We start from the raw sequence: 25,424 nt of genomic DNA on the forward strand, positions 1-25,424 counted from the left end.
CCTTGGCGTGGCGCCAGCGCATGGTTCGCCGCGCGGCGCCGCCAGCGTGACAGCAAGCCCGCCACGCCGTCCGGCGCGGCCCACAACACCACCAACAGAAAGGCGCCGAAGAACAGCAGCCGGTATTCCTCCAGGCTGGACAGCAGTTCGGGCAGCAGGCCCACCACCACCGCGCCCAACAAGGGGCCGGCCAACGATCCCGCGCCGCCCAGCGTCACCGCCAGCACGAACAGGATCGACTGCATGAAGTTGAAGTTGTGCGGCGTGATCATGCCGGCTTGCGGCGCAACCAGGCCGCCCGCCAGGCCGACCACGGCGGCCGACACCATGAACGCCACGGTCTTGACCATCAAGGGGTTGATACCGATGGATTCGCTGGCCGTCTCGCTGTCCTTGACGGCGCGCATCGCCGCGCCCCAGGTCCCGCGCGACAGCAACGCGTAGGCGGCCAACGCCACGAACACCGCAACGATGGCCAGCATCGCCACGCCCCGGTCGCCGCCGATACCGGCAAGCGAGGGCTGCGCGATGCCCATCAGCCCGTTCTGGCCGCCGGTGATATCGCCGCCTTCAATCAGCGCGTGTTCCACGATGAAGCCGAACGCGATGGTGATCATCGCCAGGTACGGACCTTTGACGCGCAACGCCGGCAGCGCCAGCAGCAGGCCAAAGGCGCCCGCCACCCCCGCCGCCGCCGGCCACGCCAACCAGAAGCTCCAGCCCGCCTGGCCGGTCAGGATGGCCACGGTGTAGGCGCCGATGGCGTAAAAGCCCGCGTGTCCGAACGACATCTGCCCCGTCAGGCCCAGCAATACGTTCAAGCCGATGCCGGCCAGCGCCAGCAAGGCCACGTTGCCAAGCACGAAGACGTAGTAGCCATTGACGGTGGCCGCCAGAGCCAGCGCCGCCACGGCCAGCACGGCGTACAGCGCCAGCGGTAGCCAGCGCGATGCAAGTTGCTTATTCATCAGACCTTCCTGACATCGGCGCGGCCGAAGAGTCCGTTGGGACGCACGGCCAGCATGACGATCACCAGCGTGAAGCTGATGATCTGGGTGTATCCGGAGCCCAGCGCCACGGTGATCAGCGCTTCGACCACGCCGAACAGCAGGCCCGCGATCATCACGCCCCAGGCGCTGGTGATGCCGCCCAGGATGGCGACCACATACGCCTTCAGCCCGAACAGCGTGCCCATGTCCGCCTGCACGTTGAACAGCGGCGCCACCAGTGCGCCGGCCACGCCCGCGAACAGCGTGGACACGGCAAACGCGGCCATGATGGCGTGGCGCACCGGGATGCCCATCAGGCGCGCGGCGTTCGGGTTTTGCACCACGGCCAGCAGCGCCACGCCCCAGCGCGTGCGACGCGACAAGGTATGCAGGGCGGCCGCCAGCGCCAGCCCGACCAACGGAATCAGCAATTGCAGCGGATAGATGCCCAGCCCCAGGCCACCGATTTCAAGCGGGGCCTGGGCCAGCGGAGACGGCAGGCTGCGCGGCTCTTTGCCGAAGGTGAACATCACCACGTTGTCCAGCACGATGCCCAGCGCCACCGTCGACATCAACCATGCGTTGGAACCCCGGCTGGCGAACGGCCGCACGGCCAGGCGTTCGACCACCAGGCCATATACGCCGCACAAAGCCAGCGCCACCAACAGCGCGGGCGCTAGCGGCCAGCCCAGCGTCTGCGCAAAGGTATAGGTCAGCACGGCGCCCAGCATCATGGAACTGCCCTGGGCAAAATTCACCGTCCCCGACACGGCATAGGTCAGGTAGAAGCCCAGGGCCATCAGCCCGTACATGCTTCCCAGACCCAGGCCGCTGACTATGGCGGACATCAACAACATGCGCGTCTCCCGCGTGATTCAAATGCTGGTTTGCGTGGCGGCCGGCGATGCCGGGCCGCGTCGCCTTATTGCGTGCCCTTGACGGGCAGGATGCGGTTGTCGATGAACTGCGTCCACACGTAGTCGTTCTCGCGCAGCGCGTCGTGCGAGGTCGGCGTGAAGGGTTGTTCGTACGTCTTGATCAGGCCGTCGTACTTGCCGATCTTGTAGAAGCCCTGGCGCACTGCATCCCCATCGGTCGAGCCGGCCTGCGCAATCGCCAGCGCCGCCAGCTGCATGCCGTCGTACGCGTTGGCCACGCCCACGGCGGGGGTGATGTCCTGCGGGCCCTTGATGTCGGAATACTTGGTCTTGAGCGCCTGCATTACCTTGTCGCCCACGGGCCCTTGCGTGCCAAAGAAGCTGTAGGTCTGCACGAAGTGCACGTTCTTGGCGTTGGGGCCGGCCAACTCGGTGAAGCGGCCACCCGCCGGGCCCCAGTGCGACACGATCGGCACCTTCCAGCCCATGCGGTCCAGCGACTTCACCACTTGCGCCGACGGGCCCACGTTGCCCACCAGGAACAGCGTGTCGGCGCCGGCCGCCTTCAGGCGGCTCAGCTGCGGCACCACGTCCAGGTCGTTGGGCTGGAATTTTTCAGTGCCGGCCGGCGTGACCTTGGCGGCGGCCATGGCCGCGTTCAGGCCTTTTTCGTTCGATTCGCCCCAGGGGTTGTTCACCAGGATCAGGCCGGGCTTGGCCGTCTGAAACGTCTTTTGCGCGTACTGAAGCATGGCGCTGTCAACGATCTCGTCCATGGCCGACACGCGGAACACAAAGTTCGGGTTGCCCTTGTTCTGCGTGATGGCGGTGCCCGCGGCCCACGGACCCATGAACGGCACTTTTTCCTGGTTCACGATGGGCACGATCGCCATCGACACCGGCGTGTCCAGGCCGCCGAACAGCACGGCCACCTTTTCCTTGAAGATCAGCTCGCGCGCGGCGGCCATGCCCTTGGCGGGGTTGCCTTGGTCATCGCGCCGCACCAGCACGATCTGGCGTCCGCCCAGCAGGCCGCCCTTGGCGTTGATCTCGTCGATGGCGATGCTCATGCCGCGCGTCAGCGCTTCGCCGGCGCGCGCCGATTCACCCGACAGCGCGGTGATCAGGCCGATCTTGATGGGGTCGGCGGCAAGCGCCGGTTGCAAGGCAAGGCCAGCCGTGAAGAGGGCGGCGGCGGTGGCGCGAAGCAGGAAGGAACGGCGGGTCGGGACCATCGGGGCACTCCTGAAAAAGTGGAACGGATCTTGCATGGGGATAGGTGCTGCTTGCGTAGCCCATGCAAGATCCATGCCATCTGTGCCGGCCTGGCCGCCGGGGGTGTCGATCACTGCGCCACGTGGGGCAAGCAGCGTCTTTGAACGTGGTTTGTCCGCGTCAAAGCCTAGTTTTGTTTCCAAAGCTTCTGGAATTTTGTTAACAATCATGCATCAGGATTTGCACCAAAATGAATCCAACCTTGCTCGCAAGCACTAATCCGGGGCGTAACGACGCCGATGCGTGGACGCCCGACGCGTTGGCCTGCCACGGCCGTTTCACCTATCAGGGCATCGCCGGCCGGCCCGACTACACCTGGCCGAACGGTGCGCGCCTGGCCGTGTATCTGGGCTTCAACATCGAACACTTTGCGTTTGGCGAGGGGCTTGGAGCCGAATTGGGGCCCGCGTCACCGCATCCCGACGTGCTGAACTACGCCTGGCGCGAATACGGCAACCGCGTTGGCGCGTGGCGCTGCCTGGATCTGTTCGACCAACTGCGCTTGCCGGCGGGCGTGCTGATCAACACCGCGCTGTATGACCACTGCCCCGAACTGGTCGAGGCGTTTCGCGCGCGCGGCGACGAACTGATCGGCCACGGCTATAGCAACGCACATCGCCAGGGCGGCTTGCCGGAAGACGAGGAAAGCGCGCTGCTGGCGCATTGCCGCGACCGCATCGAACGGCATGTCGGGCAGGCGCCGGCGGGCTGGTTGTCGCCGTGGATATCTGAAAGCCACGCCACGCCCGACCTGCTTGCCGAGGCTGGCTACCGCTATACATTGAACTGGTGCCATGACGATCAGCCCATGCGCATGCGCACCCGCGCGGGCGACCTGTGGGCCATTCCTTACCCGCAAGAGCTCAACGACATCCCGATGATCATGGGCCGCAAGATGGACGCGCGCGACTTTGCCGATATGATTCTTGACCAGTTCGAAGAGATGCGCGCGCAGTCCGCCCGCCAGCCGCTGGTGATGGGCATTGCGCTGCATCCCTATATCGTCGGGCAGCCGTACCGCTTGCGTCATCTGCGGCGGGCGTTGGAACCGCTGGCTGCCGCGCGCGATCGTGGCGAAATCTGGTTCACCACGCCCGGCGAAATCTGCCGCCATGTGGATGGCCTGCCACCGGGGGTGATCGCGGCGCTTTGAGCAGCCATCCAGGTCGGCTATCCGGATCGGCCATCCAGAGCGGCCACCGGTTGCGCCATCCCTCGACCCCTTGTCCGCCGCCCTCTTACCTTTTCATTGCCCGAGCCCATTGCCCGAGTCCAGCATGCCAACCCGACAATCCGCCAAACCCCGCGCCAAACCCGCCGCCCGTGACAGGAACGACGCCACGCCCGACCCGGGCGCCGTCCTTCCCGACGGAGCGCCCGACAGCGACATGGAAGGCCGCATCTGCGAAGCCGTCTATGAAAGCGTGATGAGCCAGCGGCTGACGCCCGGCACGAAGCTGCCCGAAGCGGCCATCTGCGAATTGTTCGGCGTGTCGCGCTCGGTGGCGCGCAAGGCCTTGCAGCGGCTGGCGCACGAGCATGTGGTGGACCTGCACCACAATCGGGGCGCCGTGGTGGCCGAGCCCACGCCCGAAGACACGCGCCAGATCTTTCAGGCACGCCGCGCGCTGGAGGCCGCGCTGTTGCCGCTGGCCGTCGCGCGCGCCACCAAGGCCGACTACGCATCGCTGCGCAAGCAGCTGCGTGATGAACACGCGCTGTTGCATCGCGCGGGCCAGCCCGCCTGGGCGCGCCAGGCCAGCGCCTTTCACGTGCGTCTGGGCGAGCTTTCCGGCAACGCCATCCTGCACGGTTATCTGGCGGAACTGGTGTCGCGCTGCTCGCTTATCGTGGCCCTGTATGAACCGCCCGGCAACGCCGCCTGCGAACACGGCGAACACGTGCTGATCGTGGACCTGATGGAACGCGGCGACGTGGCCGAGGCCGTGAAAATCAATGACAACCACCTGGCGGACCTGGAGCGGCGCATCAGCCTTGAACGCCCGCAGCCCGCGCAAACCCTTGCCCAGATGCTGGGACTGGCCTGATATGGAAATCGACTTCGACGCAATCACCGAATACCAGCGCTACAAGCTGATGGCCAGCCTGATCGTGCCCCGGCCCATCGCGCTGATCACCACCTTGTCGGAAACCGGCGTGGTCAACGCCGCGCCGTTCAGCATGTTCAACATGCTGGGCGAAGATCCGCCCATCGTCATGGTCAGCATCAACCGACTGGAAGACGGCGGCTTGAAGGACACGGCGCGCAACATTGCCCGCGACAAGGAATTCGTGGTGCACCTGACCGACGAAGCCATGGCCGAAAAGATGCACCGCTGCGGCGACCGCCTGCCCGCCGACGTCAGCGAGCTTGCTCACGCGGGCCTGGACGCCGCGCCCAGCCACCACGTCAAGCCGCCGCGTATCGTGCAGGCGCCGGTGGCCTTCGAATGCACGCTCTACGAAACCATGGAAACCGCCAGCCGCCAGATCTTCATCGGCCAGGTCCGCTGGCTGCACGCCCGCGACGGCCTGATCGACACGGACACCTGGCGTGTGCGCCTGCAAGACTACTTCCCGGTAGGCCGCTTCGGCGCCAGCTTCTACGTCACCACCCGCGACCGCTACGCCATCGGCGCGGGGGAAGCCCCGGCGGGAACAACGGCAAGTACGGCGATTGATGAAATCTGAGCGGAAGGCGGCTACGCCCGCCGTGGCGGGGCCAGCCCGTCGGACCGTCCGATGACCCGGCGCGGTTGGCCGTGTTGGCAGCCTGCATCACCACGTTCCTCCCGCCCCGCCCGGGGCCTTCAGATACCGCGCAAACCGTTGGGCCAGAAAGTCCACGAACGCCACCGTTTTGGCCGGCAGGTTCAGACGTTCCGGGTAGAGCGCATGGATGTCCGCGGGGGGAGTGCGCCAGTCGGCCAGCACTTCGCGTAGACGGCCGTCGCGCAGGTGGGCGGCGGTTTCCCATTCCGAGCGCATGACGATGCCGTGGCCGTCCAGCGCCCATTCCAGCGCGCTTTGACCGTCGTTGGAACTGACCGGGCCGCGCACCTTCACGGTTTCGGTGCGCTGGCCGGCTTGCAGGCGCCAGGTGCCGTAGGCGACGTCGTTTTCGCGGACGACGATGCAGCGGTGGCGTTGCAGGTCGCCCGGCGTGCGGGGCTCGCCGTAGGCGTCCAGGTAGCGCGGCGATGCGCACAGCAGCCGGCGGTTAGAGGCGATCTTGCGGGCCGTCAGGCGGGCGTCGGGCAGGTCGCCGAAGCGCACGGCAACATCGAACCCTTCTTCGATCAGGTTCAGCGGCCGGTCTGTCAGGCGCATCAGCACTTCGACGTCGGGATACTGCCGCGCGAAGTCGGATACGGCGGGCACGATGTGGGCGCGGCCGAACCCGAAGGTGGCGTTCAGCCGCAGCAGGCCTTGGGGTTGGGCGCGGGCGCTGGATACCGAGCGTTCCAGCGCTTCCAGGTCGGCCAGGATACGGCCGCCTTCGGCCAGGTATAGCTCGCCTTCTTGCGTGACGCTGACGCGGCGCGTGGTGCGGTTAAGCAACCGCACGCCCAGCCGCTGTTCCAGCCGGGCCAGGCGCGCGCTGATGGCGGGCGGGGTCAGGCCCAGTTCGCGCGCGGTGGCGGACAGGTTGCCGTGTTTGACCACCAACGAAAAGAAAGCGAGATCGGAAAGAGCGTCCATGGCAGGGGCGCGGTGGGGCGCGCGAAGGGAGATTTATAAATTTAATTTAATAAAGAATTCGGCGTACCGCGAATTATAAGAATCTACCCGGCTTATACACTGGCTTTACCCAACCAGAGCCGCACGGGATCTCCCATCAACGCGGCCAACCGAGGAGACAACGCATGAAGATCAGACCCACCGCCCGCGCGTGGTGCGCGGCGCTCGTTGCTGGCGCCTGTTGGAGCCTTCCGGCTACCGCCGCCGACGCCTTTCCCGACCGCGCTGTGACGTTGATTGTGCCGTTTGCGCCGGGGTAGCGTCGATATCGCCGCGCGGTTGATCTCGGACGCGTGGGCGCGCGCGTTGGGCCAAAGCGTGATCGTTGAAAACCGCGCGGGCGCGTCCGGCAATATCGGCATGGCCGCCGTGGCGCGCGCGCAGCCCAACGGCTACACGCTGGCCATCAACACGATGTCGCTGGCCATCAACCCGGCGCTGTTCAAGGACATGCCGTTCGACACGAAGAAAGACCTGCGTTCGGTGGGCTCGGTGGGTACGTCGCAACATGTGCTGACGGTGACCAACACCCTGCCCGTGAAAACCGTCGGCGAACTGCTGACCTATGTGCGCGCGCGGCCCGCCAACGATCTGAGCTTTGGGTCGGCCGGCACGGGCAGCACCTTCCACATGGCGGCGGAGCTGTTCAAGTCGGTGTCCAAGACGCAGATCCTGCACGTGCCGTACAAGGGCGGCGGGCCGGCCATGGTCGACACCATCAGCGGGCAGGTGCAGATGAGCTTCCCGGTGCTGTCCGCCGCCAAGCCGCAGGTGGACGGCAAGAAGCTGCGTGCGCTTGGCGTGACGGGCAGCACGCGTTCGCCGCTGTTACCCGATGTGCCGACCATCGCGGAATCCGGCTTGCCCGGGTATGAATTCAACACCTGGTTCGTCATCAGCGCGCCTGCCGGTACGCCGCAGCCGGTGATCGACACCCTGAACGCAAAGCTGGCCCAGGCGCTGCAATCGCCTGAGCTCAAGGCGCGCATGCAGCGCGAGGGCTTTGATCCGCTGGTGTCCACGCCCGCCAAGACGGACGACATGGTGGCCGCCGAGATGACGCGCTGGGCGGGGGTGGTGAAGGACGCCGGCATCCAGGCGAACTGAGTCGGCTGACTGATCCGGCTGACTGATGCAGCCGATCGAGCCGGCACAGAAGACACGGCAAGGCATAGCAAGACGCAGCAAGACGCAGCAAGACGCAGCAAGGCCCGTCCGTCGGCAAGGCGGGCGCCCCGCTTTAGACAGGCAAGCAATCAAGCAAGCAATCAAGCAAGCAGGCAAGACATAAGGAAGCAAGACATGCCCGGCATGACGCTGTACGACAAACTGGTGGCCAGCCACGAGGTGGCCCGCATCGACGACGAGCACATCCTGCTGTACGTCGATCTGCACATCATGAATGAATACACCAGCCCGCAAGCTTTCAGCGGGCTGGCTGCGCGCGGCCGCGCCGTGTTGCGGCCGGGCCAGCAGATGGCGGTGGTGGACCACATCATCCCCACACATCCCGTGCCGTCGGCGCTGCGGGTGATTGCCGATGAAGCGTCGTCGCGCCAGGCCGTGAACCTGAAGCGCAATTGCGACGCCCAGCACATTGCGCTGTTCGACACGACCGACCCGTTGCAGGGCATTGAACACGTGATTGCGCCCGAGCACGGCATGATCCTGCCCGGCATGGTGGTGTTGTGTGGCGACAGCCATACGACCACTTACGGCGCGCTGGGGGCGCTGGGCTTTGGCATCGGCACGTCCGAGGTTGAACACATCCTGGCCACGCAGACGCTGGTGTATCGCGTGGCGCGCAACATGCGCATCCGGGTGGACGGCACCCTGGGCGTAGGCGTGTCCGCCAAGGATCTGGTCATTTATCTGGTGCATCGGATCGGCGCGCAAGGCGCGCGCGGACACGCGGTGGAGTTTTGCGGTCAGGCCATCGATGCGCTGTCCGCCGAGGCCCGCATGACCTTGTGCAACATGACGGTGGAGGCCGGCGCGCGCGCCGCGCTCATCGCGCCAGACCCCACCACCGACGCCTACGTGGCCGCGCACGCGCCGCAACTGCATGGCGACCTGCTGGCCCAGGCGCGTGCGTACTGGGCCACGTTGCGCAGCGATCCGGATGCGGTCTTTGAGGTAGAGCACGTGTTCAACGCCGCCGACATCGCGCCGTTTGTCACCTGGGGAACCAGCCCCGACCAGGCCCTGCCGGTTACGGGCCACGTGCCCGATCCGCAAGCCGAACCCGACCAGCTGGCGCGGCTGGCGCTGGAAAAGGCGATGGACTACATCGGCCTGGCGCCGGGAGCGCCGATTGCGGGCGTGCCGGTGGACCGCGTGTTCATCGGGTCCTGCACCAACGGCCGCATCGAAGACCTGCGTGTCGTGGCAGGACTGGCGCGCGGCAGGAAAGTGGCCGACGGCGTGCGCGCCATGGTCGTGCCAGGCTCGGGCGCGGTGCGCGCGCAGGCCGAGGCCGAAGGGCTGGCGGCGGTGCTGATCGAAGCGGGCTTCGAGTGGCGTCAACCCGGCTGTTCGATGTGCCTGGCCATGAACGACGATGTGCTGCGGCCCGGCGAGCGCTGCGCGTCCACCACCAACCGTAATTTCGAAGGGCGACAAGGGCGGGCAGGGCGCACGCATCTGATGAGCCCCGCCATGGCCGCCGCTGCCGCGCTGGCCGGCCGCATTGTTGATGTCCGTGAATGGAGCCTTGCCAAATGAACCCGTTGATCGAAGGCGTGGCCGCGCCGCTGCCGTTTTCCAATCTGGACACTGACCAGATCATGCCCAAGCAGTTTCTGCGCATCATCGACAAGGCGGGGCTGGACCGTGGCCTGCTGTACGACCTGCGCTTTGACGAGCATGGCGCGCCGCGTTCCGGCTTTGTGTTGAACCAGGACGCCTACGCGGGCACGTCGGTGCTGGTGGCCGGCCCCAACTTCGGCTGCGGGTCCAGCCGCGAACACGCGGTGTGGGGCTTGCAGCAATTTGGCATCCGCGCCGTGATCGCGCCCAGCTTTGGCGAGATCTTCTACTTCAACGCGGTCAACAACGGCTTGCTGCTGGTCAGCCTGCCCGCCTTGGAAGTCGACGCCTTGCTCGCAAGGGTGTCCAATACGCAGGAATCGGGCGGCAATCGCGTGACCATCGACGTCATGGCGGGGCAGGTGCGCACGGCGGATGGCTGGACGGCAAGCTTTGCGCTGCCCCAACGCCATCGCCGCATGTTTGCGCAGGGCCAGGACATGGTCGGCGCGTCGCTGCTGCAATTGTCCGAGGTAGAACGGTTCGAGGCGACGCATTGGGCGCGGCATCCGTGGATGAAGGATGTGGCGCGCACCGTGCGCGACCGCCTGGATCGGGCGGCACAATAAATCCACCAGGAGGCAATATCCATGACCGCATTCTTCGACTTGCCGGTGCGTCGTATCCAGGCCAATGGCGTTGAGATCGCCGCGCGCATCGACGGGTCGGGCCCGCCCTTGCTGCTGCTGCACGGCCATCCGCAAACGAACGCCATCTGGCACCGTGTATGGCCGGCGCTGACGCAGCATCGCACCTGCGTGGCGGCCGACCTGCGTGGTTATGGCGACAGCACCAAGCCCGCGGCCTCACCCGGCCACATCGCGCATTCCAAGCGCGAGATGGCGGCCGACATGGTGGGCGTGATGCAGGCGCTGGGCCATGCGCGTTTCGACGTGCTGGCGCATGACCGCGGCGCGCGCGTGGCGCACCGGCTGGGGCTGGACCATGCCAACGCGGTGTCGCGCATGATGCTGCTGGATATTGCGCCGACGCTGGACATGTACGAGGGCACCACACGCGCCTTCGCGCAGGCGTACTTCCATTGGTTCTGGCTGATTCAGCCCACGCCGGGGCCCGAGACGATGATCGAGCATGACCCGGTGTTCTACCTGCGGTCGGTGATGGGCGGCCGGCCCGGTGGGCTGGCGCATTTTTCCGCCGAGGCAATGACGGAATACGAACGCGCGGCGCGCCTGCCGCGCTGGGCGACCGGCATCTGCGAAGACTATCGCGCGTCGGCCACCGTGGATCTGGAGCATGACCGCGCGGGCCGTGCCAACGGCGAAAGGCTGCGCATGCCGGTGCGGGCGTTGTGGGGCGAGCGCGGCGCGGTGGGCAGGAATTTTGACGTGCTGGCGCTATGGCGCGCCATCGCCGATGACGTGTCGGGCGGCCCCTTGCCGGGGGCGCATTACCTGGCCGAAGAGTGCCCCGACGCGCTGTTGCAAGAGGCCGGCGCGTTCTTCGGATGGCGCTAGGCGGCGGCCGTCAATCAAGCCTTGGCGGGCGATAGGGCTATCCAAAAAGGGACACAACCCTGGTGGTAACCTTCGCCCCATGAATCGCCACTTTGCCAACCTTTCCGAACTACCCGACCCCGACGACGCGCAACGCGTCTTCAAGGCAACCGACTCCCCCTGCGTGGCCGTGTGCTCGACGCTGTTCGATGACATCTGCCGGGGTTGCGGCCGCACGGCCATGGAAGTGGCCAACTGGGTCTTCATGACGGAAGAGGAAAAGCGCGACGTCTGGGTGCGCATCAAGGCGCAGGGGTACCCCCGGCGCAATAACTGAACGGCGCGTTGCGGCGCGGGTGACCACGGCCGGGGGCCGATCATCGCCGCCGTCTTGGTCATGTCACATGAAGCGGGCTAAATCGCGGTATCGCCCACTTCCGGCCTTATCATGCGCATCGTCCTGGTCACGGATGCCTGGCATCCGCAAGTTAACGGCGTCGTCCGCACCTGGACGACCATGCGGCAGATCCTGCAGGAATGGGGTCACGAACTGATCGTGGTCAGCCCCGAAGGCAGCCGCACCGTGCCGGCACCATCCGAGCCCGACCTGCGGCTCTGCCTGCAACCCGGGCGGCAACTGCGCCGCATTCTGGGCGATACCATCCCCGACGCCCTGCACATCGCCACCGAAGGCCCGTTGGGCCTGGCGGCGCGCCGCATGGCCCTGTCGCGCGGCTGGGCATTCACGACGTCGTTCCACACCATGTTCCCCGACTACCTGCAAGCGCGCATGGGCATACCCGCCGCGTTGCCGTGGCGGTATCTGCGCTGGTTTCACCGGCCGTCGCGGTGCGTGCTGGTGCCCACGCCCACGGTGCGCGATGTGCTGGTGCGACGCGGCCTGGCCAACCTGCGCATCTGGTCGCGCGGCGTGGACCCGCGCAAATTTCAACCCAGCGCCAGCCAGGCATTCGCCCATCTGCCCCGCCCGGTTTTCCTCTGCGTGGGCCGCGTTGCGCGGGAAAAGAACCTGGATGCGTTCCTGGCGCTGGACCTGCCCGGCAGCAAGGTCGTAGTGGGCGCCGGCCCGGATGAGGCGCGGCTGAAAAAACGCTTTCCCGATGGGGTATTCCTGGGGATGCAACAGGACGATGCGCTGCCCTCGTTGTATGGCGCCGCCGACGTGTTCGTCTTTCCCAGTCTGACCGATACGTTCGGCCTGGTGATGCTGGAAGCGATGGCCTGCGGCACGCCCGTGGCGGCCTTTCGCAGCGAGGCGCCGCTGGCGGTAGTGACCCCCGGCGTGACCGGCTGCCTGGACGACGATCTGGCCCGCGCTTGCCGTGCCGCCTTGCCGCTGGACCGACACGCGGTGCGCGCGCACGCGCTGACCCGCAGTTGGGACGCCGTGGCGGCCTCGTTGCTGGACGCCCTGGTGCCACTGAAGCCGCTGCCGCCGGAATCCACGTCCCGGCCCACGCCCGCGCAGGCGGGGTGACGCACAGTTTTTTTCAGGGACGGGTTTCCGCACCCCCGGCCAAACCGGTACAATCCCCGGCAATCCTGAGGAGCGTTGCGACGACCCCGCGGTTACCGCCGTGCACGGCATCGTGCACATTGACGCGGAACCCGGCTCGCCAGGCTCAGGAATCCTTGTTCAAGCGCCGCGCCTTGCGCGTCGCTACAGCAACGGCGCTCACCTTTGTCGCATATGGCGGGAAAGGCGAGCACTCGACTGTCGTGGTGTATTCGCGTTGTCCGGCCATATCGTGCGCCGTTCGATATTCACGTGGAGCCTACACACCATGAACGCTGTAACTGATAAATCCTTCTCCGATTACCTGGTTGCCGACCTGTCGCTGGCAGGCTGGGGCCGTCGTGAACTGGCCATCGCCGAAACCGAAATGCCGGGCCTGATGGCCATCCGCGAAGAATTCGCCGCCGCGCAGCCGCTCAAGGGCGCGCGCATCGCGGGCAGCCTGCACATGACCATCCAGACCGGCGTGTTGATCGAAACGCTGGTAGCCCTGGGCGCCGAAGTGCGCTGGGCCTCGTGCAACATCTTCTCCACGCAAGACCACGCCGCCGCCGCCATCGCCGCGTCCGGCACGCCCGTCTTCGCCGTCAAGGGCGAAACGCTGGAAGAGTACTGGCAGTACACCCACAAGATCTTCGAATGGCCCAATGGCCAGCACGCCAACATGATCCTGGACGATGGCGGCGACGCCACGTTGATGCTGCACCTGGGCACCAAGGCCGAGAAAGATCTGTCGGTGCTGGCCAACCCGGGCAGCGACGAAGAACGCATTCTGTTTGCCGCCATCAAGGAAACGCTCAAGCGTGATCCGAAGTGGTATTCGACCCGTCTGGCGCAGATCAAGGGCGTGACCGAAGAAACGACCACGGGCGTGCATCGCCTGTACCAGATGTCGCAAAAGGGCGAGCTGGCCTTTGCCGCCATCAACGTCAACGACTCGGTCACCAAGTCCAAGTTCGACAACCTGTATGGCTGCCGCGAATCGCTGGTTGACGGCATCAAGCGCGCCACCGACGTGATGGTTGCCGGCAAGATCGCCGTCGTGGCCGGCTACGGCGACGTGGGCAAGGGCTGCGCCCAGGCGCTGGTCGCGCTGCGCGCCCAGGTCTGGGTCACCGAAATCGACCCGATCTGCGCCCTGCAAGCCGCGATGGAAGGCTTCAAGGTCGTGACGATGGACGAAGCCGCCGCGCATGGCGACATCTTTGTCACCGCCACCGGCAACTACCACGTCATCACGCGTGAGCACATGAACGCCATGAAGGACCAGGCGATCGTCTGCAACATCGGCCACTTCGATAATGAAATCGACGTTGCCGGCCTGGCCGATTGCCAGTGGGAAGAGATCAAGCCGCAAGTCGATCACGTGATCTTCCCGGACGGCAAGCGCATCATCCTGCTGGCCCAGGGCCGCCTGGTGAACCTGGGTTGCGCCACCGGCCACCCGTCGTTCGTGATGTCGTCCTCGTTCGCCAACCAGACCATCGCCCAGATCGAACTGTTCACGCGCAACGAAGCCTACAAGTCGGGCGAAGTCTACGTGCTGCCCAAGCACCTGGACGAAAAGGTTGCCCGCCTGCACCTGAAGAAACTGGGTGTGAAGCTGACGACGTTGCGCAAGGATCAGGCCGACTACATCAACGTGCCGGTCGAAGGCCCCTTCAAGCCCGAGCACTACCGTTATTGATGGGTTGAAAGCACAATAGGAAATACCCGCGCCATGTTGGCGCGGATTTTTCGAACCGCGGATTCCTCTGTTTTTGTCTGTCGAAGGCAGGGCCGCGGAGCGTCAATACAGGAGTTCGAACATGGTGACATTGATACTCGTCTGGATTCTGAACGCGGTGGCCCTGCTGGCTGTTGCTTACCTCTTGCCCGGCATTGCCGTGGCCAGTTTCGGGTCTGCGCTGATCGCGGCGCTGGTGCTGGGTCTGGTGAACATGCTGGTCAAGCCGGTGCTGGTGCTGCTGACGCTGCCCATCACGATCGTCACCCTTGGGCTCTTCCTCATCGTCATCAACGCCTTGTTGTTCTGGTTCGTCGGCTCCGTGCTGAAGGGCTTCCAGGTCAACGGGTTCTGGTGGGCCGTGGGCGGTGCCATTCTGTACAGCATCATCTCTGGCCTGCTTACCAAACTGATCCCCTAATGTCTGACTCGACTTCCCCAGCTTTCAGCCTGGAGTTCTTTCCGCCGCGCGACCTGGCCGGTCAGGAACGGCTGGTTCGCGCGGCCAAGCAGATGCTGGCCATCCAGCCCAAGTACGTCAGCGTGACCTTCGGCGCGGGTGGTTCCACGCGCGCCGGCACGGCCGACGCCGTGCGCACGTTGCGCAACCTGGGCTGCGATGCCGCGCCCCACCTGTCTTGCGTGGGCGCCACGCGGCAGGATCTGCGCGACATTCTGCAAACGTACAAGAACGAAGGCGTGCGGCGCGTGGTGGCGCTGCGCGGCGACCTGCCTTCGGGCATGGGCGGCGATGCGGGCGAACTGCGCTACGCCAACGAACTGGTGTCGTTCATCCGCGAGGAAACGGGCGACTGGTTCCACATCGAAGTGGCGGCCTATCCCGAAATGCATCCGCAGGCCGCCAACCCCTCGCTTGACCTGGACCATTTCGTGGCCAAGGTAAACGCGGGTGCCAATGCCGCCATCACGCAGTACTTCTTTAACGCCGATGCCTATTTCGACTTTGTCGACCGGGCCCAGGCCAAGGGCGTGAAGGTGCCGATCGTGCCGGGCATCATGCCCATCACGAACCACACCCAGCTGCTGCGTTTCTCTGAAATGTGCGGCGCTGAAGTGCCGCGCTGGATCCGCCTGCGCCTGGCTGAGTTTGGCGACGACAAGGCATCCATCCGCGCCTTTGGCGTGGATGTGGTGACCGAGTTGTGCCAGACGCTGCTGGACAACGGCGCGCCGGGATTGCATTTCTACACCTTGAACCACGCGGAAGCCCCGCTGGCGGTGTGGAAGGAACTGGCGCTGTGAACGGTAAACGGTAAAACGCTAAACGGTAAACGGTAAGCGCTAAGCGGTATCCGGCAAGCAGAAGGGGGGCAGAAATGCCCCCCTTTTTTTTAGTCCGCGTACACCCCTACCTTGCGGATGACGGTGCCCCACTTGCCCACCTCGGCTTGCAACCAGGTTTGCAGGCCTTCGGGCGTCTGCTTGGATTCCGGCACGATCTCGGCACCCAGCTCTGCCATTTTTTGCGAGAACGCCGGGTCTTTCAGCGCCGCGCGCAACGCCGCGTTGAACTTGTCGATGGCTTCCGGCGGCGTGCCCTTGGGCGCATAGACGCCGTGCCACACCTTCACCTCAAAGCCCTTCAAGCCGCCTTCCTGTAGCGTCGGCGCGTCCGGCAGCGTCTTGATGCGGTCCAGCGTGGTGACGCCGAACAGTTTCACGCGTTCGGCCTTGATCTGCGGGATGGTCTGCGTGGTCTGGTCGCACAGCACGTCTACCTGGCCGCCTAGCAGCGCCGTCATCGCGGGCGCCGTGCCGGCATAGGGCACGGTGGTGAACTGCACGCCCAGCGATTCCTGCAACAGCATGCCGCACAGCTGCGACACCGCGCCCAGGCCCGCGTTGGCCAGGTTGATCTTGTTGCCGTTTTCACGCGCGTACTTGATAAAGCCCGCCATGCCATCAGCCGGCAAGTCCTTGCGGCCCAGCAGCGTCATGGGCACGTCCGCCACCTGGCCGACGTAGGCAAAGTCGGTCAGCGGGTTGAACGACAGCTTGCGATACAGGGCCGGCGCGGTGGCCATGCCGTTGTGGTGGATCAGGAACGTGTAGCCGTCCGGCGCCGCGCGCGCCACATGCTGCGAGGCCAGCGTGCCGCCCGCGCCGGTGCGGTTTTCAATGATGACGCTTTGCCCCAGCGTCTTGGCCATCGACGCGCCCAGGCTGCGCGCCACCACGTCGGTCGGCCCCCCGGCGGCGAACGGCACGACCAGCGAAATGGGGTGGTTGGGATAGGCGCCTTGCGCACTGGCGGACCCCCAGGCAAGGCAGGACAGGGCCAGTACCGGCCAGGCGGCGCACGCGGCCGCGCGCGCGAAATAATGGGGCATGTCTCGCTCCTTGTGATTTTCTGTCGGACCCCAGTGTGGCCCGCCGGAACAAGGATGAGAATTCGCCGTTTTTCAAGCCGGGTTTCAGCCGACGGAAAGGCGGGTTAACGCGGATTGCTGCTTGATCAACGCGGATTGCCGCGCTTGATGCGGATTGCTCGATGCGGATTCTTTGAAGCGGACTGCTTGATGCGGGTTGACGCTTAATTCGGCTGGTCCTTGCCCGGGTCCTCGGCCAGCACTTGCGGCGTCGGGTAGCTGGCGGGCGGCAGCGCATGGGCCGGTTCCACCCGCAGCGGCTGGTGTACGCGGCTGGGCGGCACCAGCGAACCGGGGTCGTTGGGATTGGTCCACAGCGGGTCCGGGATTTCGGCAAAGACCTGGCGCAGGCGCTCGCCCCAGGTGCCACGGATCATGCGGAAGTACTCGTTGCGTTCGTCGATGCTGGCAAAGTGGGTCACGCGCAGCGAGCCGCTTTCATAGACCAGCAGGTCCAGCGGCAGCCCCACCGAGATATTCGACCGCAAGGTCGAGTCCATGGAGATCAGCGCGCATTTGGCGGCTTCGTCCAGCGACGTGTCGGGGCGCAGCACGCGGTCCAGGATGGGCTTGCCGTACTTGGCTTCGCCAATCTGAAAGTACGGGCATTCCTGGCCGGCTTCGATGAAGTTGCCGGCCGCGTAGACCTGGAACAGCCGGCAGCCTTCGCTACCAATCTGTCCCCCGAATATCAGGCTGACATTGAATTCCACGCCCTGTTCCTGCAACGCGGGCGCCTCGCGGCGGTAGACCTCGCGCACCGCCGCGCCCACGCAGCGGGTGGCTTCGAACAGGTCGGGCGCATTCCAGATGGTGTCGCCGCCTTCGTCGTGCTGGCGCGCCAGGGCGTGCAGCACCGCCTGGCTGACGGCCAGGTTGCCGGAAGTCATCAGGACCATGACGCGTTCGCCCGGACGCTCGAAGACGGTCATTTTTCGGAAGACGCTGATCTGGTCGACGCCGGCATTGGTGCGGGAGTCGGAAAGGAAAACCAGGCCGGCATCAAGGCGGGCGGCTACGCAGTAGGTCATGATCAATCAATTAAAGAAACCACGCCGCATTGTATTGCGGCGTGGCCGCGGCGGTTATTGCTGGCCGGACGTCTGCACCTGCACGCTGATCTCCATGGATTCCTCACCGCCGCCGCTGCGCACGCCGCGCACGGGCGAGGCGGAATCGTAATCGCGCGCCACGGCCAGGCGGCAATGGCTGTCGGAGGCGAACTGGCGGTTGGTGACGTCGATGCTGGTCCAGCCGACGTCGGGCAAAAAGACGTCGGCCCAGGCGTGGCTGGCCGAGTGCTCGGTGGTGGTGTGCACATAACCGCTGACGTAGCGGGCGGGCACGCCCAGCCCGCGCACGCAGGCCAGGAACAGGTGCGCGTGGTCCTGGCAGACGCCATGGCCCATCGCCAGCACCTGGTTGGCGGCCGTGGTGACGTCGGTGGTGCCGGGTTCGTAAGCCACGCGGTCGCTGATGGCGTTGGCCAGCGCCAGGATGTCGTCCTGGGTGCCCAGGCCGTTGGGCAGCACGCCGCGCACGAAGGCCAGAATGGTGTCGTCCGCCTGGGTCAACGGCGTCTGCACGCAATAGGCGTGCACGGGCAGGCGGCTGTCTTCGCCGCCCAAGAGGCCGCGCGTCAGCGGCGCCACCTGCACCTGTCCGACCACACGCAGTTCGATATCGGTGTGCGGCCGGTTCAGCGTCAGCGTGTGCGTGATGTTGCCGTACGCGTCTACCTGCTTTTCCAACGCGCCGGGCGCTTCGATGTGCCAACGCAGCACGCGCTGGTGTTCGTCGTCGCGGGGGGTCATGCGCAGCGTCTGGATGCTGTAGGTGACCGGCGCCGTGTAGCGGTAGTGCGTGACGTGCGTGATGAACTGTTTCATGGGGCTGTCTCCGTGTTATGCCGACAGCGGGACCAGGAAGTCCTGGCTGATCCGGTTGCCCAAATCGTTGATGCGGTCCAGGAAATGGTCCAGGTACTGGTGCAGGCCGCTATCCAGAATGTCTTCGACGCGGCCAAATTGCAGCTCGGCGCACAGCATGCCCGCGCGGCGCTGGGTCTCGGTCGAGCGCTGGTTCGATACGCGCGCCAGGTCTTCGGACACGGCACGCATCGACGACAACAGCGAACGCGGCATGTCGGGGTGCAGGATCAGCAGCTCGGCCACGCGATCCGGCGTGATGACGTCGCGGTACACCTTGCGGTAGATCTCCAGCCCGGACACCGAACTGAGCAGTGCCGACCACCGATAGAACTCGCTTTGCAGCGCCGCGGTGCCCGAGCCTTCGCCGCGCGCTTCCGCCGTGGCCTGGCTGCCGCGCTCATGGAACTTCACGTCCAGCATGCGGGCGGTATTGTCCGCGCGTTCCAGGTGCATGCCGATGCGCAGGAAATACAGCGCCTCGTCTTCCAGCATCGTGCCGATGGTGACGCCACGCGCCAGATGCGAGCGGAACTTCACCCATTCAAAGAATTCACCGGGGTTGCGTTCCAGCAGGCCGGTATGCAGGTGTTTAAGCAGTTCCAGCCAGGTGGTGTTGTAGGTTTCCCAGACTTCGGTCGTCAGGCTGCCGCGCACGGCGCGCGCATTTTCGCGGGCGGCGCGCATGCAGGAATAGATCGACGACGCGTTTTCCGGATCGCGCACCATGTACTGCAACACGTCGTTGGGCGAGATGGACGCGTACTTGGTCTGATACAGCCCTTGCAGCTCGGAGATGCGCAGCACGCCCAGCCACGAGCCTTCGCGCGTTTGCGGGTCTTGTGGCAGCAGCGACATTTGCAGGTTCACGTCCAGCATGCGCGCCGTGTTTTCGGCGCGTTCTATGTAGCGGCACATCCAGAACAGGTTGTCGGCGGTTCGGCTCAGCATGTGCAGTCCTCCAGAACCCAGGTGTCTTTGGTGCCGCCGCCCTGGCTGCTGTTGACCACCAGCGAGCCTTCGGTCAGCGCCACGCGGCACAGGCCGCCGGGCACGGTGCGGATGTCCTTGCCGCACAGCACGTACGGGCGCAAGTCGATGTGGCGCGGCGCGACGCCCGATTCCACGTATGTGGGCACGGTGGATAGCGCCAGCGTGGGCTGCGCGATGTAGTTGGCCGGGTTGGCGCGCACGCGTTCCTTGAAGGCCTCGACTTCGGCGCGGCTGGCGGACGGCCCCACCAGCATGCCGTAGCCGCCGGCGCCATGCACTTCCTTGACCACCAGGTCGTGCATGTTGGCCAGCACGTGCGACAGTTCATCAGCCCGCCCGCAACGCCAGGTTGGCACGTTGGACAGGATGGGTTCTTCGCTGAGATAGAACCGGATCATGTCCGGCACGTAGAGATAGGTGGATTTGTCGTCGGCGATGCCGGTGCCGATGGCGTTGGCCAGCGTGACGCGGCCGGCGCGGTACACGGACAGCAGGCCGGGCACGCCCAGCGCCGAGTCGGCCCGGAATGACAGCGGGTCCAGGAAATCGTCGTCCAGCCGGCGGTAGATAACGTCCACCTTGCGCGGACCTTGCGTGGTGCGCATGTAGACGGTGTTCTGTTCCACGAACAGGTCTTGCCCCTCGACCAGTTCCACGCCCATCTGCTGGGCCAGGAAGGCGTGTTCGAAGTAGGCGGAGTTGTACATCCCGGGCGTCAGCACCACCACGGTGGGATCGTCGCCGCCATGCGGGGCCACTTCGCGCAGGTTGTCCAGCAGCAGGTCGGGATAGTGCGCCACCGGTTCGACCTTGATGCGGCTGAACGCGTCGGGCATCAGCCGCATCGACATCTTGCGGTTTTCAAGCATGTACGACACGCCCGAGGGCACGCGCAGGTTGTCTTCCAGCACATAGAATTCACCCGCGCCGGCCCGCACGATATCCACGCCGGCGATGTGGCAGTAGATGTCCTCGGCTACGTCCACGTCCTGCATTTCGGGGCGGTACTGGGCATTCAGGAATACCTGTTCGGCCGGCACGATGCCCGCGCGCACGATGTCGTGGCCGTGGTAGATGTCGTGGATGAACATGTTCAGCGCGCGCACGCGCTGCTTCAGGCCGGCTTCCAGGTGGCGCCATTCGTCGGCGGGGATGATGCGCGGGATCAGGTCGAACGGGATCAGGCGTTCGGTGCCGGCGGCGTCGCCCGCGACGGAAAACGTGATGCCGACCCGGCGAAAGCTGAGGTCGGCTTCCAGCCGGCGCACGGCCATGGCCTCGGCCGACTGCTCTTGGTGCCAGCGTTCGAACGCCTGGTATTGGGAGCGTATGCCGCCTGCGCTGTCGCGCATTTCGTCATAAGCGGCGGGACGGGATGGTCTGTCCTTCATGGCTCCTCCGATGCTGTGCCTGCTGCCGGCTTGTGGTGGCCGGCTTGCACGCGGTCAACCCGGCCGATGATTGGCCGGTCACAAACAATAAGCAACCTGCATGCCAGCTTTTGGGGACACAGGGCCCTTGGGCACAATATCCTCTGAAGGGCGCAAAAACGCCATCCCCGCTGCGGCCGATGGCACCGCTTTGGTGCGCGCCACCGGGCGCAACTGGTGCGTCAGTTCATGCGGAACGTATGCAAGGTGGTGCCGCCGGGGCCGCCTTGGGCCAGCGGCGCCTGGGGCACCCAGCCGTCTTGCGTCAGCACGGCGTCCAGCGGGAAGTCGTGGGGGGCGGCCTGATAGTCGGCGTCCAGCTCGCCACAGCTCCAGGCGATGCCGATGGTGATGAAGGGGTGTCCGCGCTCGCGCAGCGCGGCCAGGGTGCGGTCGTAGTAGCCGCCGCCGTAGCCCAGGCGGTCACCGTGTTCGGTGTAGCCCAGGGTGGGTACCAGCACCACGTCGGGCAGCACGTCGGGGCCGGCAACGGGTTCCTGAATGCCGTAGGGACCGGCGCGCAGCTCGGCCTCGGGCGTCCAGGACAGGAAGGCCAGCGGCGCATTGCGCTCGCGCACCACCGGCAGCGCCACGCCGACGCCGTTTTCAACCCATTGCGTGAGCAGCGGGCGCAGGTCGGGCTCGTCGTCCATGGGCCAGAACGCGGCGACGGTGGCGGGGGCGGGGCGGCCGGCGCGCAGGGCTTCGTCACGGGCCACATTCAGCCAGGTGAACAGGCGCGCGCGCATCAGCAAACCGCCGCGGCTGCGCTGGTCTTCAGGCATTTCGGCACGCAGATTCCGCAATCGCGTGCGGTGCTGGACTGCGGTATCCTTTGGAGTATTTTGCGTAGTCATGCGGTGGCTGTAATGGGGGGGTGGACAATGAAGGCGAACGTGCTGGAATGGGGCATGCGGAATCAAGGCAGGTGTACGGACATGCTGCCGTCGGGCAGTGTCGTGCGGCTGTGCGGCAAGGCCTTCGTATGACGGCAAATCAGGGACGCGGCATGACACGTTCGCAGCAATCTGGACGGTATCAGAAAATCCAACGGAAATCCCCGCACGGCATGGACACGTCCGACACCCGCCTTGGGCTGCGCCGCTGGCTGCCGTTGCTGGCGCTGTTCACCGCAGCCTGTGCGCCGGTGGACGCCCAACAGCGCAGCGCCGCCATCAACACGCAACCCCAGCCGCCCGTGCAATCCGCGCAGTCGGCCGCGCAACCGCTTATCGCTGTCCCGCCCGCCGTGCTGGCCGGCATGCCGCCCACCGCCGACACGCCCGCGCTGGCCGCCGTCGTGGCCGCGCGCGAAGCCATGAACCGCAAGCAGTGGTCCATCCTGGGCGCGTTGGTGCCGCAGGCCAAGTCCGACACGCTGGGCATGTATCCCGAATACTGGCTGCTGCGCTATCAGCTCTGGACGCCGCCGGCGACCGGCCGCCCCACGGCCGAGCTGCAACGCTTCATCAGCAGCAACGGCGACGCCTACCTGGCTGACCGGCTGCGTGGCGACTGGCTGCTGGCCGCCGCCCGCAGTGGCGATTTCGACACGGTGCGCAAGCTGGCGCCGGTCAAGAACAGCAACGCCCAGATCGAATGCGCCATCCTTGACGCCAAGCACATGACCGGCCAGCGCGCGACCGCCGCGCAGGCCATGTCGGTGTTCGCGCCCGGCAGCGCCTGCTGGGCGCTGTACGACCAGTTGGTGGCCGACGGCATCCTGGGCTGGGAACAGCTGGAACCGCAGCTGCGCGACGCCATCGAGGCCGACAAGACGACGGACGCGCGCAAGCTGGTGCAGTACATGTTCGAGCCGCGCGACCTGAAAACATACGACGTCCTGATGAAGGACCCGATGAAATGGCTGACCCGGCAAGACCGCATGCCGGTGGGCCGCAACGAAAAAGAACTGGTCACCATCGCCCTGGCGCGGCTGGCGCGATCGGACGTCAGCGTTGCCGATTCCTACCTGCGCCGCGAATGGGCCAAGTCCATGTCCAAGCCCAACCTGGCCTGGGTGCGCGGGCAATACGCCCTGATGGCCGCGCTGAAGCTCGATAGCCGCGCCGACGACTGGTATCACGAAGCCGGCCACATCCGCATGACGGAATACAACGCCGGCTGGAAGGTGCGCGCTGCATTGCGCCAGCCGAAGATCGACTGGAAGTGGGTGATCGAATCCATCGACGAGATGCCGCCCGCGCAGCGCAACGACACGTCGTGGGTGTACTGGAAGGCGCGCGGCCTGGCCGCCACGGGCCGCAAGGACCAGGCCAATGCCATGTACGCCAGCATTGCCGACCGCTTCGATTTCTACGGCCAGTTGTCGGCCGAAGAGCTGGGCCGCCGCATCAATGTGCCGCCGCGTCCGGCGCCCATCAACGACCGCGAAATCGCCGAGGCCCGCGCCAACCCTGGCTTGCAGCGCGCCGTGCAGCTGTTCCGCCTGGGCTGGCGTGCCGAGGCGGTGCCCGAATGGAACTTCACGCTGCGCGGCATGAGCGACCGCCAATTGATGGCGGCCGCCGAGCTGGCCCGCGCCGAGAACATCTACGATCGCGTCGTCAACACGTCGGACCGCACCGAAAAAGAATTCGACTTCAGCCAGCGTTTCATCGCGCCGTTTGAAGGCCGCGTCACCGCCAAGGCCAACGCCATCGCGCTGGACCCGGCTTGGGTCTACGGCCTGATCCGCCAGGAATCGCGCTTCATCATGGACGCGCGTTCGCACGTGGGCGCCTCGGGCCTGATGCAGCTGATGCCGGCCACGGCCAAGTGGGTGGCGGGCAAGATCGGCATGACGGACTTCACGCCTGCCAGCGTGAACGATTTCGACACCAATACCGAACTGGGCACCAACTACCTGAACATGGTGCTGCGCGACCTGAACGGGTCGCAGATGCTGGCCAGCGCCGGCTATAACGCCGGGCCGCGGCGTCCGCACAATTGGCGCTCGACGTTCTCGCATCCGGTTGAAGGCGCGATCTTTGCCGAGACCATCCCGTTCAACGAAACACGTACGTACGTGAAGAACGTGATGTCGAACTCGGTGTATTACGCGGCAATGTTCACCGGCCAGCCGCAATCCCTGAAAGAGCGCTTGGGCAACATCGTGCCGCTGGGCGCCGAAAGCACCTCGATTCCATGACGCAGGACCCCGCCATCAACGGCTTGCAGGTGTATATCGTGGGCGGCGCGGTGCGCGACGCCTTGCTGGGCCTGACGCCGGGCGACCACGATTGGGTGGTGGTGGGCGCAACGCCCGAAGATATGGTGCGCCGGGGTTTCATCCCCGTCGGCGGGGATTTCCCCGTGTTCCTGCACCCTCGCACCAAAGAGGAATACGCGCTGGCCCGCACCGAGCGCAAGTCGGGCCGTGGCTACAAGGGCTTCACCTTTTACACCGGCGCCGACGTGACGCTGGAAGAAGACCTGCGCCGACGTGACCTCACCGTCAACGCCATCGCCCAGACCCGGGACGGCACGCTGGTGGACCCGTTGGGCGGCGTGGCCGACGTGCAGGCGCGCGTGTTTCGCCACGTGGGCGAGGCCTTTCAGGAAGATCCGGTTCGCATCCTGCGGCTGGGCCGTTTCGCGGCGCGCTTTGATGATTTTTCCGTGGCGCCCGAAACGATGGCGCTTTGCCGCGCCATGGTCGACGCGGGCGAGGCCGACGCGTTGGTCGCCGAACGGGTATGGAAGGAATTGTCGCGCGGGCTGATGGCTAAAAAGCCGTCGCGGATGTTGGATGTGCTGCAAGATTCTGGCGCATTGGCACGCGTGATGCCTGAATTGCAAGGCGTTGCCGACGTGGGCGCCGACGTGGACCGCGCGGCGGGGTTGGGGGTGTCGATGGCCGGCCGGTACGCGCTGCTGTGCCGCCTGACGCCAGAACGCGAAGCGCTGGGCCGCCGTATGCGCGTGCCCACCGAATGCAACGACTATGCGCGCTTGTTGCCCGAGGTGTTGCTGGGCCTGGACGCCGCGGAACAGGCCGCCAGCAACGACGAGGCCACCGAAGCGCAACTGGCGCTGATGGAACGCGCCGACGCGCTGCGCAAGCCCGAACGATTCTTCGACCTGTTGAAAACCGCAGCCATCCTGCGCCCGGTCGACATGGGCGCCTGGCAGGCAAGAGTGGATGCGGTGCGCGGCGTGGACGCAGGCGCGATTGCGAAAGCTTGCGCGGGCGACCCGGCCCGCATCAAGGACAGCGTCCGGCAAGCACGGCTGGACCGGCTGCGAGCCGGATAGGTCGGCGCGCCGCGG

23 protein-coding genes, 1 pseudogene and 1 riboswitch are annotated in these 25,424 nt (G+C 65.9%); of the genes and pseudogenes, 14 read left to right on the forward strand and 10 right to left on the reverse strand.

Annotated elements, in window-relative coordinates:
• The 3 genes from ACNPP0_RS03100 to ACNPP0_RS03110 form a co-directional block, all read right to left on the reverse strand.
• Window positions 1-968: branched-chain amino acid ABC transporter permease (locus tag ACNPP0_RS03100; RefSeq protein ID WP_448705000.1), on the reverse strand; the 968-nt coding region annotated here is incomplete at its 3' end.
• Window positions 968-1,846 carry a branched-chain amino acid ABC transporter permease gene (locus ACNPP0_RS03105; RefSeq protein ID WP_046803008.1) on the reverse strand — a complete coding sequence of 293 codons (879 nt, stop codon included), beginning with the start codon at window positions 1,844-1,846 and terminating at the stop codon, window positions 968-970. The genes ACNPP0_RS03105 and ACNPP0_RS03100, both read right to left, overlap by 1 nt.
• A gap of 65 nt (window positions 1,847-1,911) precedes the next feature.
• Window positions 1,912-3,102, reverse strand: coding sequence for an ABC transporter substrate-binding protein (locus ACNPP0_RS03110; RefSeq protein WP_448705001.1), 1,191 nt, complete (start codon window positions 3,100-3,102; stop codon window positions 1,912-1,914).
• A 230-nt stretch (window positions 3,103-3,332) separates the two neighbouring features.
• On the opposite strand from ACNPP0_RS03110, the gene ACNPP0_RS03115 reads away from it, so the two are divergent.
• The 3 genes from ACNPP0_RS03115 (at window position 3,333) to ACNPP0_RS03125 (ending at window position 5,833) form a co-directional block, all read left to right on the forward strand.
• Entirely contained in the window at window positions 3,333-4,295 is a 963-nt protein-coding gene (locus ACNPP0_RS03115; protein WP_332609597.1) for a polysaccharide deacetylase family protein, read from the forward strand.
• A 124-nt stretch (window positions 4,296-4,419) separates the two neighbouring features.
• The gene (locus ACNPP0_RS03120) at window positions 4,420-5,190 is read left to right on the forward strand and encodes a GntR family transcriptional regulator (protein WP_448705002.1); all 771 of its coding nucleotides are present in this window, start codon (window positions 4,420-4,422) and stop codon (window positions 5,188-5,190) included.
• A 1-nt stretch (window position 5,191) separates the two neighbouring features.
• Window positions 5,192-5,833 (forward strand): flavin reductase family protein, encoded by a 642-nt coding sequence (locus tag ACNPP0_RS03125; RefSeq protein WP_046803011.1) that lies wholly within the window; start codon window positions 5,192-5,194, stop codon window positions 5,831-5,833.
• 87 nt (window positions 5,834-5,920) lie between these two features.
• On the opposite strand, the gene ACNPP0_RS03130 is transcribed toward ACNPP0_RS03125, so the two are convergent.
• Window positions 5,921-6,844 (reverse strand): LysR family transcriptional regulator, encoded by a 924-nt coding sequence (locus ACNPP0_RS03130; RefSeq protein ID WP_332609600.1) that lies wholly within the window; start codon window positions 6,842-6,844, stop codon window positions 5,921-5,923.
• A gap of 164 nt (window positions 6,845-7,008) precedes the next feature.
• Here ACNPP0_RS03130 and ACNPP0_RS03135 point away from each other — a divergent pair.
• From ACNPP0_RS03135 to metF, 9 genes and pseudogenes are all read left to right on the forward strand, one after another.
• Window positions 7,009-7,990 (forward strand): annotated as a pseudogene (locus ACNPP0_RS03135) (tripartite tricarboxylate transporter substrate binding protein).
• 195 nt (window positions 7,991-8,185) lie between these two features.
• The gene (leuC, locus tag ACNPP0_RS03140; protein WP_448705003.1) at window positions 8,186-9,607 is read left to right on the forward strand and encodes a 3-isopropylmalate dehydratase large subunit; all 1,422 of its coding nucleotides are present in this window, start codon (window positions 8,186-8,188) and stop codon (window positions 9,605-9,607) included.
• Window positions 9,604-10,260 carry a 3-isopropylmalate dehydratase small subunit gene (gene leuD / locus ACNPP0_RS03145; protein WP_448705004.1) on the forward strand — a complete coding sequence of 219 codons (657 nt, stop codon included), beginning with the start codon at window positions 9,604-9,606 and terminating at the stop codon, window positions 10,258-10,260. The genes leuC and leuD overlap by 4 nt, the downstream gene beginning before the upstream one ends.
• A 21-nt stretch (window positions 10,261-10,281) precedes the next feature.
• Window positions 10,282-11,169 carry an alpha/beta fold hydrolase gene (locus tag ACNPP0_RS03150; RefSeq protein WP_332609605.1) on the forward strand — a complete coding sequence of 296 codons (888 nt, stop codon included), beginning with the start codon at window positions 10,282-10,284 and terminating at the stop codon, window positions 11,167-11,169.
• A 79-nt stretch (window positions 11,170-11,248) separates the two neighbouring features.
• Window positions 11,249-11,485: a DUF1289 domain-containing protein gene (locus tag ACNPP0_RS03155; protein ID WP_046803018.1), complete on the forward strand. Its 237-nt coding sequence runs from the start codon at window positions 11,249-11,251 to the stop codon at window positions 11,483-11,485.
• Window positions 11,486-11,596: 111 nt separating this feature from the next.
• Complete coding sequence (locus ACNPP0_RS03160; RefSeq protein ID WP_448705005.1) at window positions 11,597-12,646, forward strand: glycosyltransferase family 4 protein; 1,050 nt, start codon at window positions 11,597-11,599, stop codon at window positions 12,644-12,646.
• A 61-nt stretch (window positions 12,647-12,707) separates the two neighbouring features.
• A riboswitch (S-adenosyl-L-homocysteine riboswitch) is annotated at window positions 12,708-12,853 on the forward strand.
• Between the two features lie 100 nt (window positions 12,854-12,953).
• Window positions 12,954-14,372, forward strand: coding sequence for an adenosylhomocysteinase (gene ahcY, locus ACNPP0_RS03165; protein WP_046803020.1), 1,419 nt, complete (start codon window positions 12,954-12,956; stop codon window positions 14,370-14,372).
• 124 nt (window positions 14,373-14,496) lie between these two features.
• On the forward strand, window positions 14,497-14,832 hold the full coding sequence (locus tag ACNPP0_RS03170; protein WP_006224804.1) for a phage holin family protein: 336 nt from the start codon (window positions 14,497-14,499) through the stop codon (window positions 14,830-14,832).
• Window positions 14,832-15,674 carry a methylenetetrahydrofolate reductase [NAD(P)H] gene (metF, locus tag ACNPP0_RS03175; RefSeq protein WP_332609610.1) on the forward strand — a complete coding sequence of 281 codons (843 nt, stop codon included), beginning with the start codon at window positions 14,832-14,834 and terminating at the stop codon, window positions 15,672-15,674. The genes ACNPP0_RS03170 and metF overlap by 1 nt, the downstream gene beginning before the upstream one ends.
• An 89-nt stretch (window positions 15,675-15,763) precedes the next feature.
• Here metF and ACNPP0_RS03180 read toward each other — a convergent pair whose 3' ends face one another.
• From ACNPP0_RS03180 to ACNPP0_RS03205, 6 genes are all read right to left on the reverse strand, one after another.
• Window positions 15,764-16,762: a tripartite tricarboxylate transporter substrate-binding protein gene (locus tag ACNPP0_RS03180; RefSeq protein WP_448705006.1), complete on the reverse strand. Its 999-nt coding sequence runs from the start codon at window positions 16,760-16,762 to the stop codon at window positions 15,764-15,766.
• A 203-nt stretch (window positions 16,763-16,965) separates the two neighbouring features.
• Window positions 16,966-17,832, reverse strand: coding sequence for a proteasome-type protease (locus tag ACNPP0_RS03185; protein WP_448705007.1), 867 nt, complete (start codon window positions 17,830-17,832; stop codon window positions 16,966-16,968).
• Window positions 17,833-17,886: 54 nt separating this feature from the next.
• Window positions 17,887-18,690, reverse strand: coding sequence for a transglutaminase family protein (locus ACNPP0_RS03190; protein WP_332609614.1), 804 nt, complete (start codon window positions 18,688-18,690; stop codon window positions 17,887-17,889).
• A gap of 15 nt (window positions 18,691-18,705) precedes the next feature.
• Window positions 18,706-19,680: an alpha-E domain-containing protein gene (locus ACNPP0_RS03195; protein WP_332609615.1), complete on the reverse strand. Its 975-nt coding sequence runs from the start codon at window positions 19,678-19,680 to the stop codon at window positions 18,706-18,708.
• Window positions 19,674-21,113 (reverse strand): circularly permuted type 2 ATP-grasp protein, encoded by a 1,440-nt coding sequence (locus tag ACNPP0_RS03200; protein ID WP_448705008.1) that lies wholly within the window; start codon window positions 21,111-21,113, stop codon window positions 19,674-19,676. Before ACNPP0_RS03200 ends, ACNPP0_RS03195 begins: the two co-directional genes overlap by 7 nt.
• A gap of 221 nt (window positions 21,114-21,334) precedes the next feature.
• The gene (locus tag ACNPP0_RS03205; protein ID WP_448705009.1) at window positions 21,335-22,009 is read right to left on the reverse strand and encodes a 5-formyltetrahydrofolate cyclo-ligase; all 675 of its coding nucleotides are present in this window, start codon (window positions 22,007-22,009) and stop codon (window positions 21,335-21,337) included.
• Between the two features lie 152 nt (window positions 22,010-22,161).
• Here ACNPP0_RS03205 and ACNPP0_RS03210 point away from each other — a divergent pair, with 152 nt between their 5' ends.
• Window positions 22,162-24,303: a lytic transglycosylase domain-containing protein gene (locus ACNPP0_RS03210; protein WP_332609619.1), complete on the forward strand. Its 2,142-nt coding sequence runs from the start codon at window positions 22,162-22,164 to the stop codon at window positions 24,301-24,303.
• Window positions 24,300-25,409: a tRNA nucleotidyltransferase/poly(A) polymerase-related protein gene (locus ACNPP0_RS03215; protein WP_332609621.1), complete on the forward strand. Its 1,110-nt coding sequence runs from the start codon at window positions 24,300-24,302 to the stop codon at window positions 25,407-25,409. The genes ACNPP0_RS03210 and ACNPP0_RS03215 overlap by 4 nt, the downstream gene beginning before the upstream one ends.
• The last annotated feature ends 15 nt before the right edge of the window (window positions 25,410-25,424 follow it).

This window comes from Achromobacter semiaridum (assembly GCF_053543755.1).

What these genes read in the sequence shown, in the direction of transcription:
- ACNPP0_RS03200 (WP_448705008.1), bottom strand. Translation starts at nt 21,113, where the DNA reads ATGAAGGACAGACCATCCCGTCCCGCCGCTTATGACGAAATGCGCGAC.
- ACNPP0_RS03180 (WP_448705006.1), bottom strand. Translation starts at nt 16,762, where the DNA reads ATGCCCCATTATTTCGCGCGCGCGGCCGCGTGCGCCGCCTGGCCGGTA.
- ACNPP0_RS03120 (WP_448705002.1), top strand. Translation starts at nt 4,420, where the DNA reads ATGCCAACCCGACAATCCGCCAAACCCCGCGCCAAACCCGCCGCCCGT.
- ACNPP0_RS03130 (WP_332609600.1), bottom strand. Translation starts at nt 6,844, where the DNA reads ATGGACGCTCTTTCCGATCTCGCTTTCTTTTCGTTGGTGGTCAAACAC.
- metF (WP_332609610.1), top strand. Translation starts at nt 14,832, where the DNA reads ATGTCTGACTCGACTTCCCCAGCTTTCAGCCTGGAGTTCTTTCCGCCG.
- leuD (WP_448705004.1), top strand. Translation starts at nt 9,604, where the DNA reads ATGAACCCGTTGATCGAAGGCGTGGCCGCGCCGCTGCCGTTTTCCAAT.
- ACNPP0_RS03110 (WP_448705001.1), bottom strand. Translation starts at nt 3,102, where the DNA reads ATGGTCCCGACCCGCCGTTCCTTCCTGCTTCGCGCCACCGCCGCCGCC.
- ACNPP0_RS03190 (WP_332609614.1), bottom strand. Translation starts at nt 18,690, where the DNA reads ATGAAACAGTTCATCACGCACGTCACGCACTACCGCTACACGGCGCCG.
- ACNPP0_RS03150 (WP_332609605.1), top strand. Translation starts at nt 10,282, where the DNA reads ATGACCGCATTCTTCGACTTGCCGGTGCGTCGTATCCAGGCCAATGGC.
- leuC (WP_448705003.1), top strand. Translation starts at nt 8,186, where the DNA reads ATGCCCGGCATGACGCTGTACGACAAACTGGTGGCCAGCCACGAGGTG.
- ACNPP0_RS03205 (WP_448705009.1), bottom strand. Translation starts at nt 22,009, where the DNA reads ATGACTACGCAAAATACTCCAAAGGATACCGCAGTCCAGCACCGCACG.
- ACNPP0_RS03155 (WP_046803018.1), top strand. Translation starts at nt 11,249, where the DNA reads ATGAATCGCCACTTTGCCAACCTTTCCGAACTACCCGACCCCGACGAC.
- ACNPP0_RS03195 (WP_332609615.1), bottom strand. Translation starts at nt 19,680, where the DNA reads ATGCTGAGCCGAACCGCCGACAACCTGTTCTGGATGTGCCGCTACATA.
- ACNPP0_RS03185 (WP_448705007.1), bottom strand. Translation starts at nt 17,832, where the DNA reads ATGACCTACTGCGTAGCCGCCCGCCTTGATGCCGGCCTGGTTTTCCTT.
- ACNPP0_RS03105 (WP_046803008.1), bottom strand. Translation starts at nt 1,846, where the DNA reads ATGTTGTTGATGTCCGCCATAGTCAGCGGCCTGGGTCTGGGAAGCATG.
- ahcY (WP_046803020.1), top strand. Translation starts at nt 12,954, where the DNA reads ATGAACGCTGTAACTGATAAATCCTTCTCCGATTACCTGGTTGCCGAC.
- ACNPP0_RS03210 (WP_332609619.1), top strand. Translation starts at nt 22,162, where the DNA reads ATGACACGTTCGCAGCAATCTGGACGGTATCAGAAAATCCAACGGAAA.
- ACNPP0_RS03115 (WP_332609597.1), top strand. Translation starts at nt 3,333, where the DNA reads ATGAATCCAACCTTGCTCGCAAGCACTAATCCGGGGCGTAACGACGCC.
- ACNPP0_RS03125 (WP_046803011.1), top strand. Translation starts at nt 5,192, where the DNA reads ATGGAAATCGACTTCGACGCAATCACCGAATACCAGCGCTACAAGCTG.
- ACNPP0_RS03215 (WP_332609621.1), top strand. Translation starts at nt 24,300, where the DNA reads ATGACGCAGGACCCCGCCATCAACGGCTTGCAGGTGTATATCGTGGGC.
- ACNPP0_RS03160 (WP_448705005.1), top strand. Translation starts at nt 11,597, where the DNA reads ATGCGCATCGTCCTGGTCACGGATGCCTGGCATCCGCAAGTTAACGGC.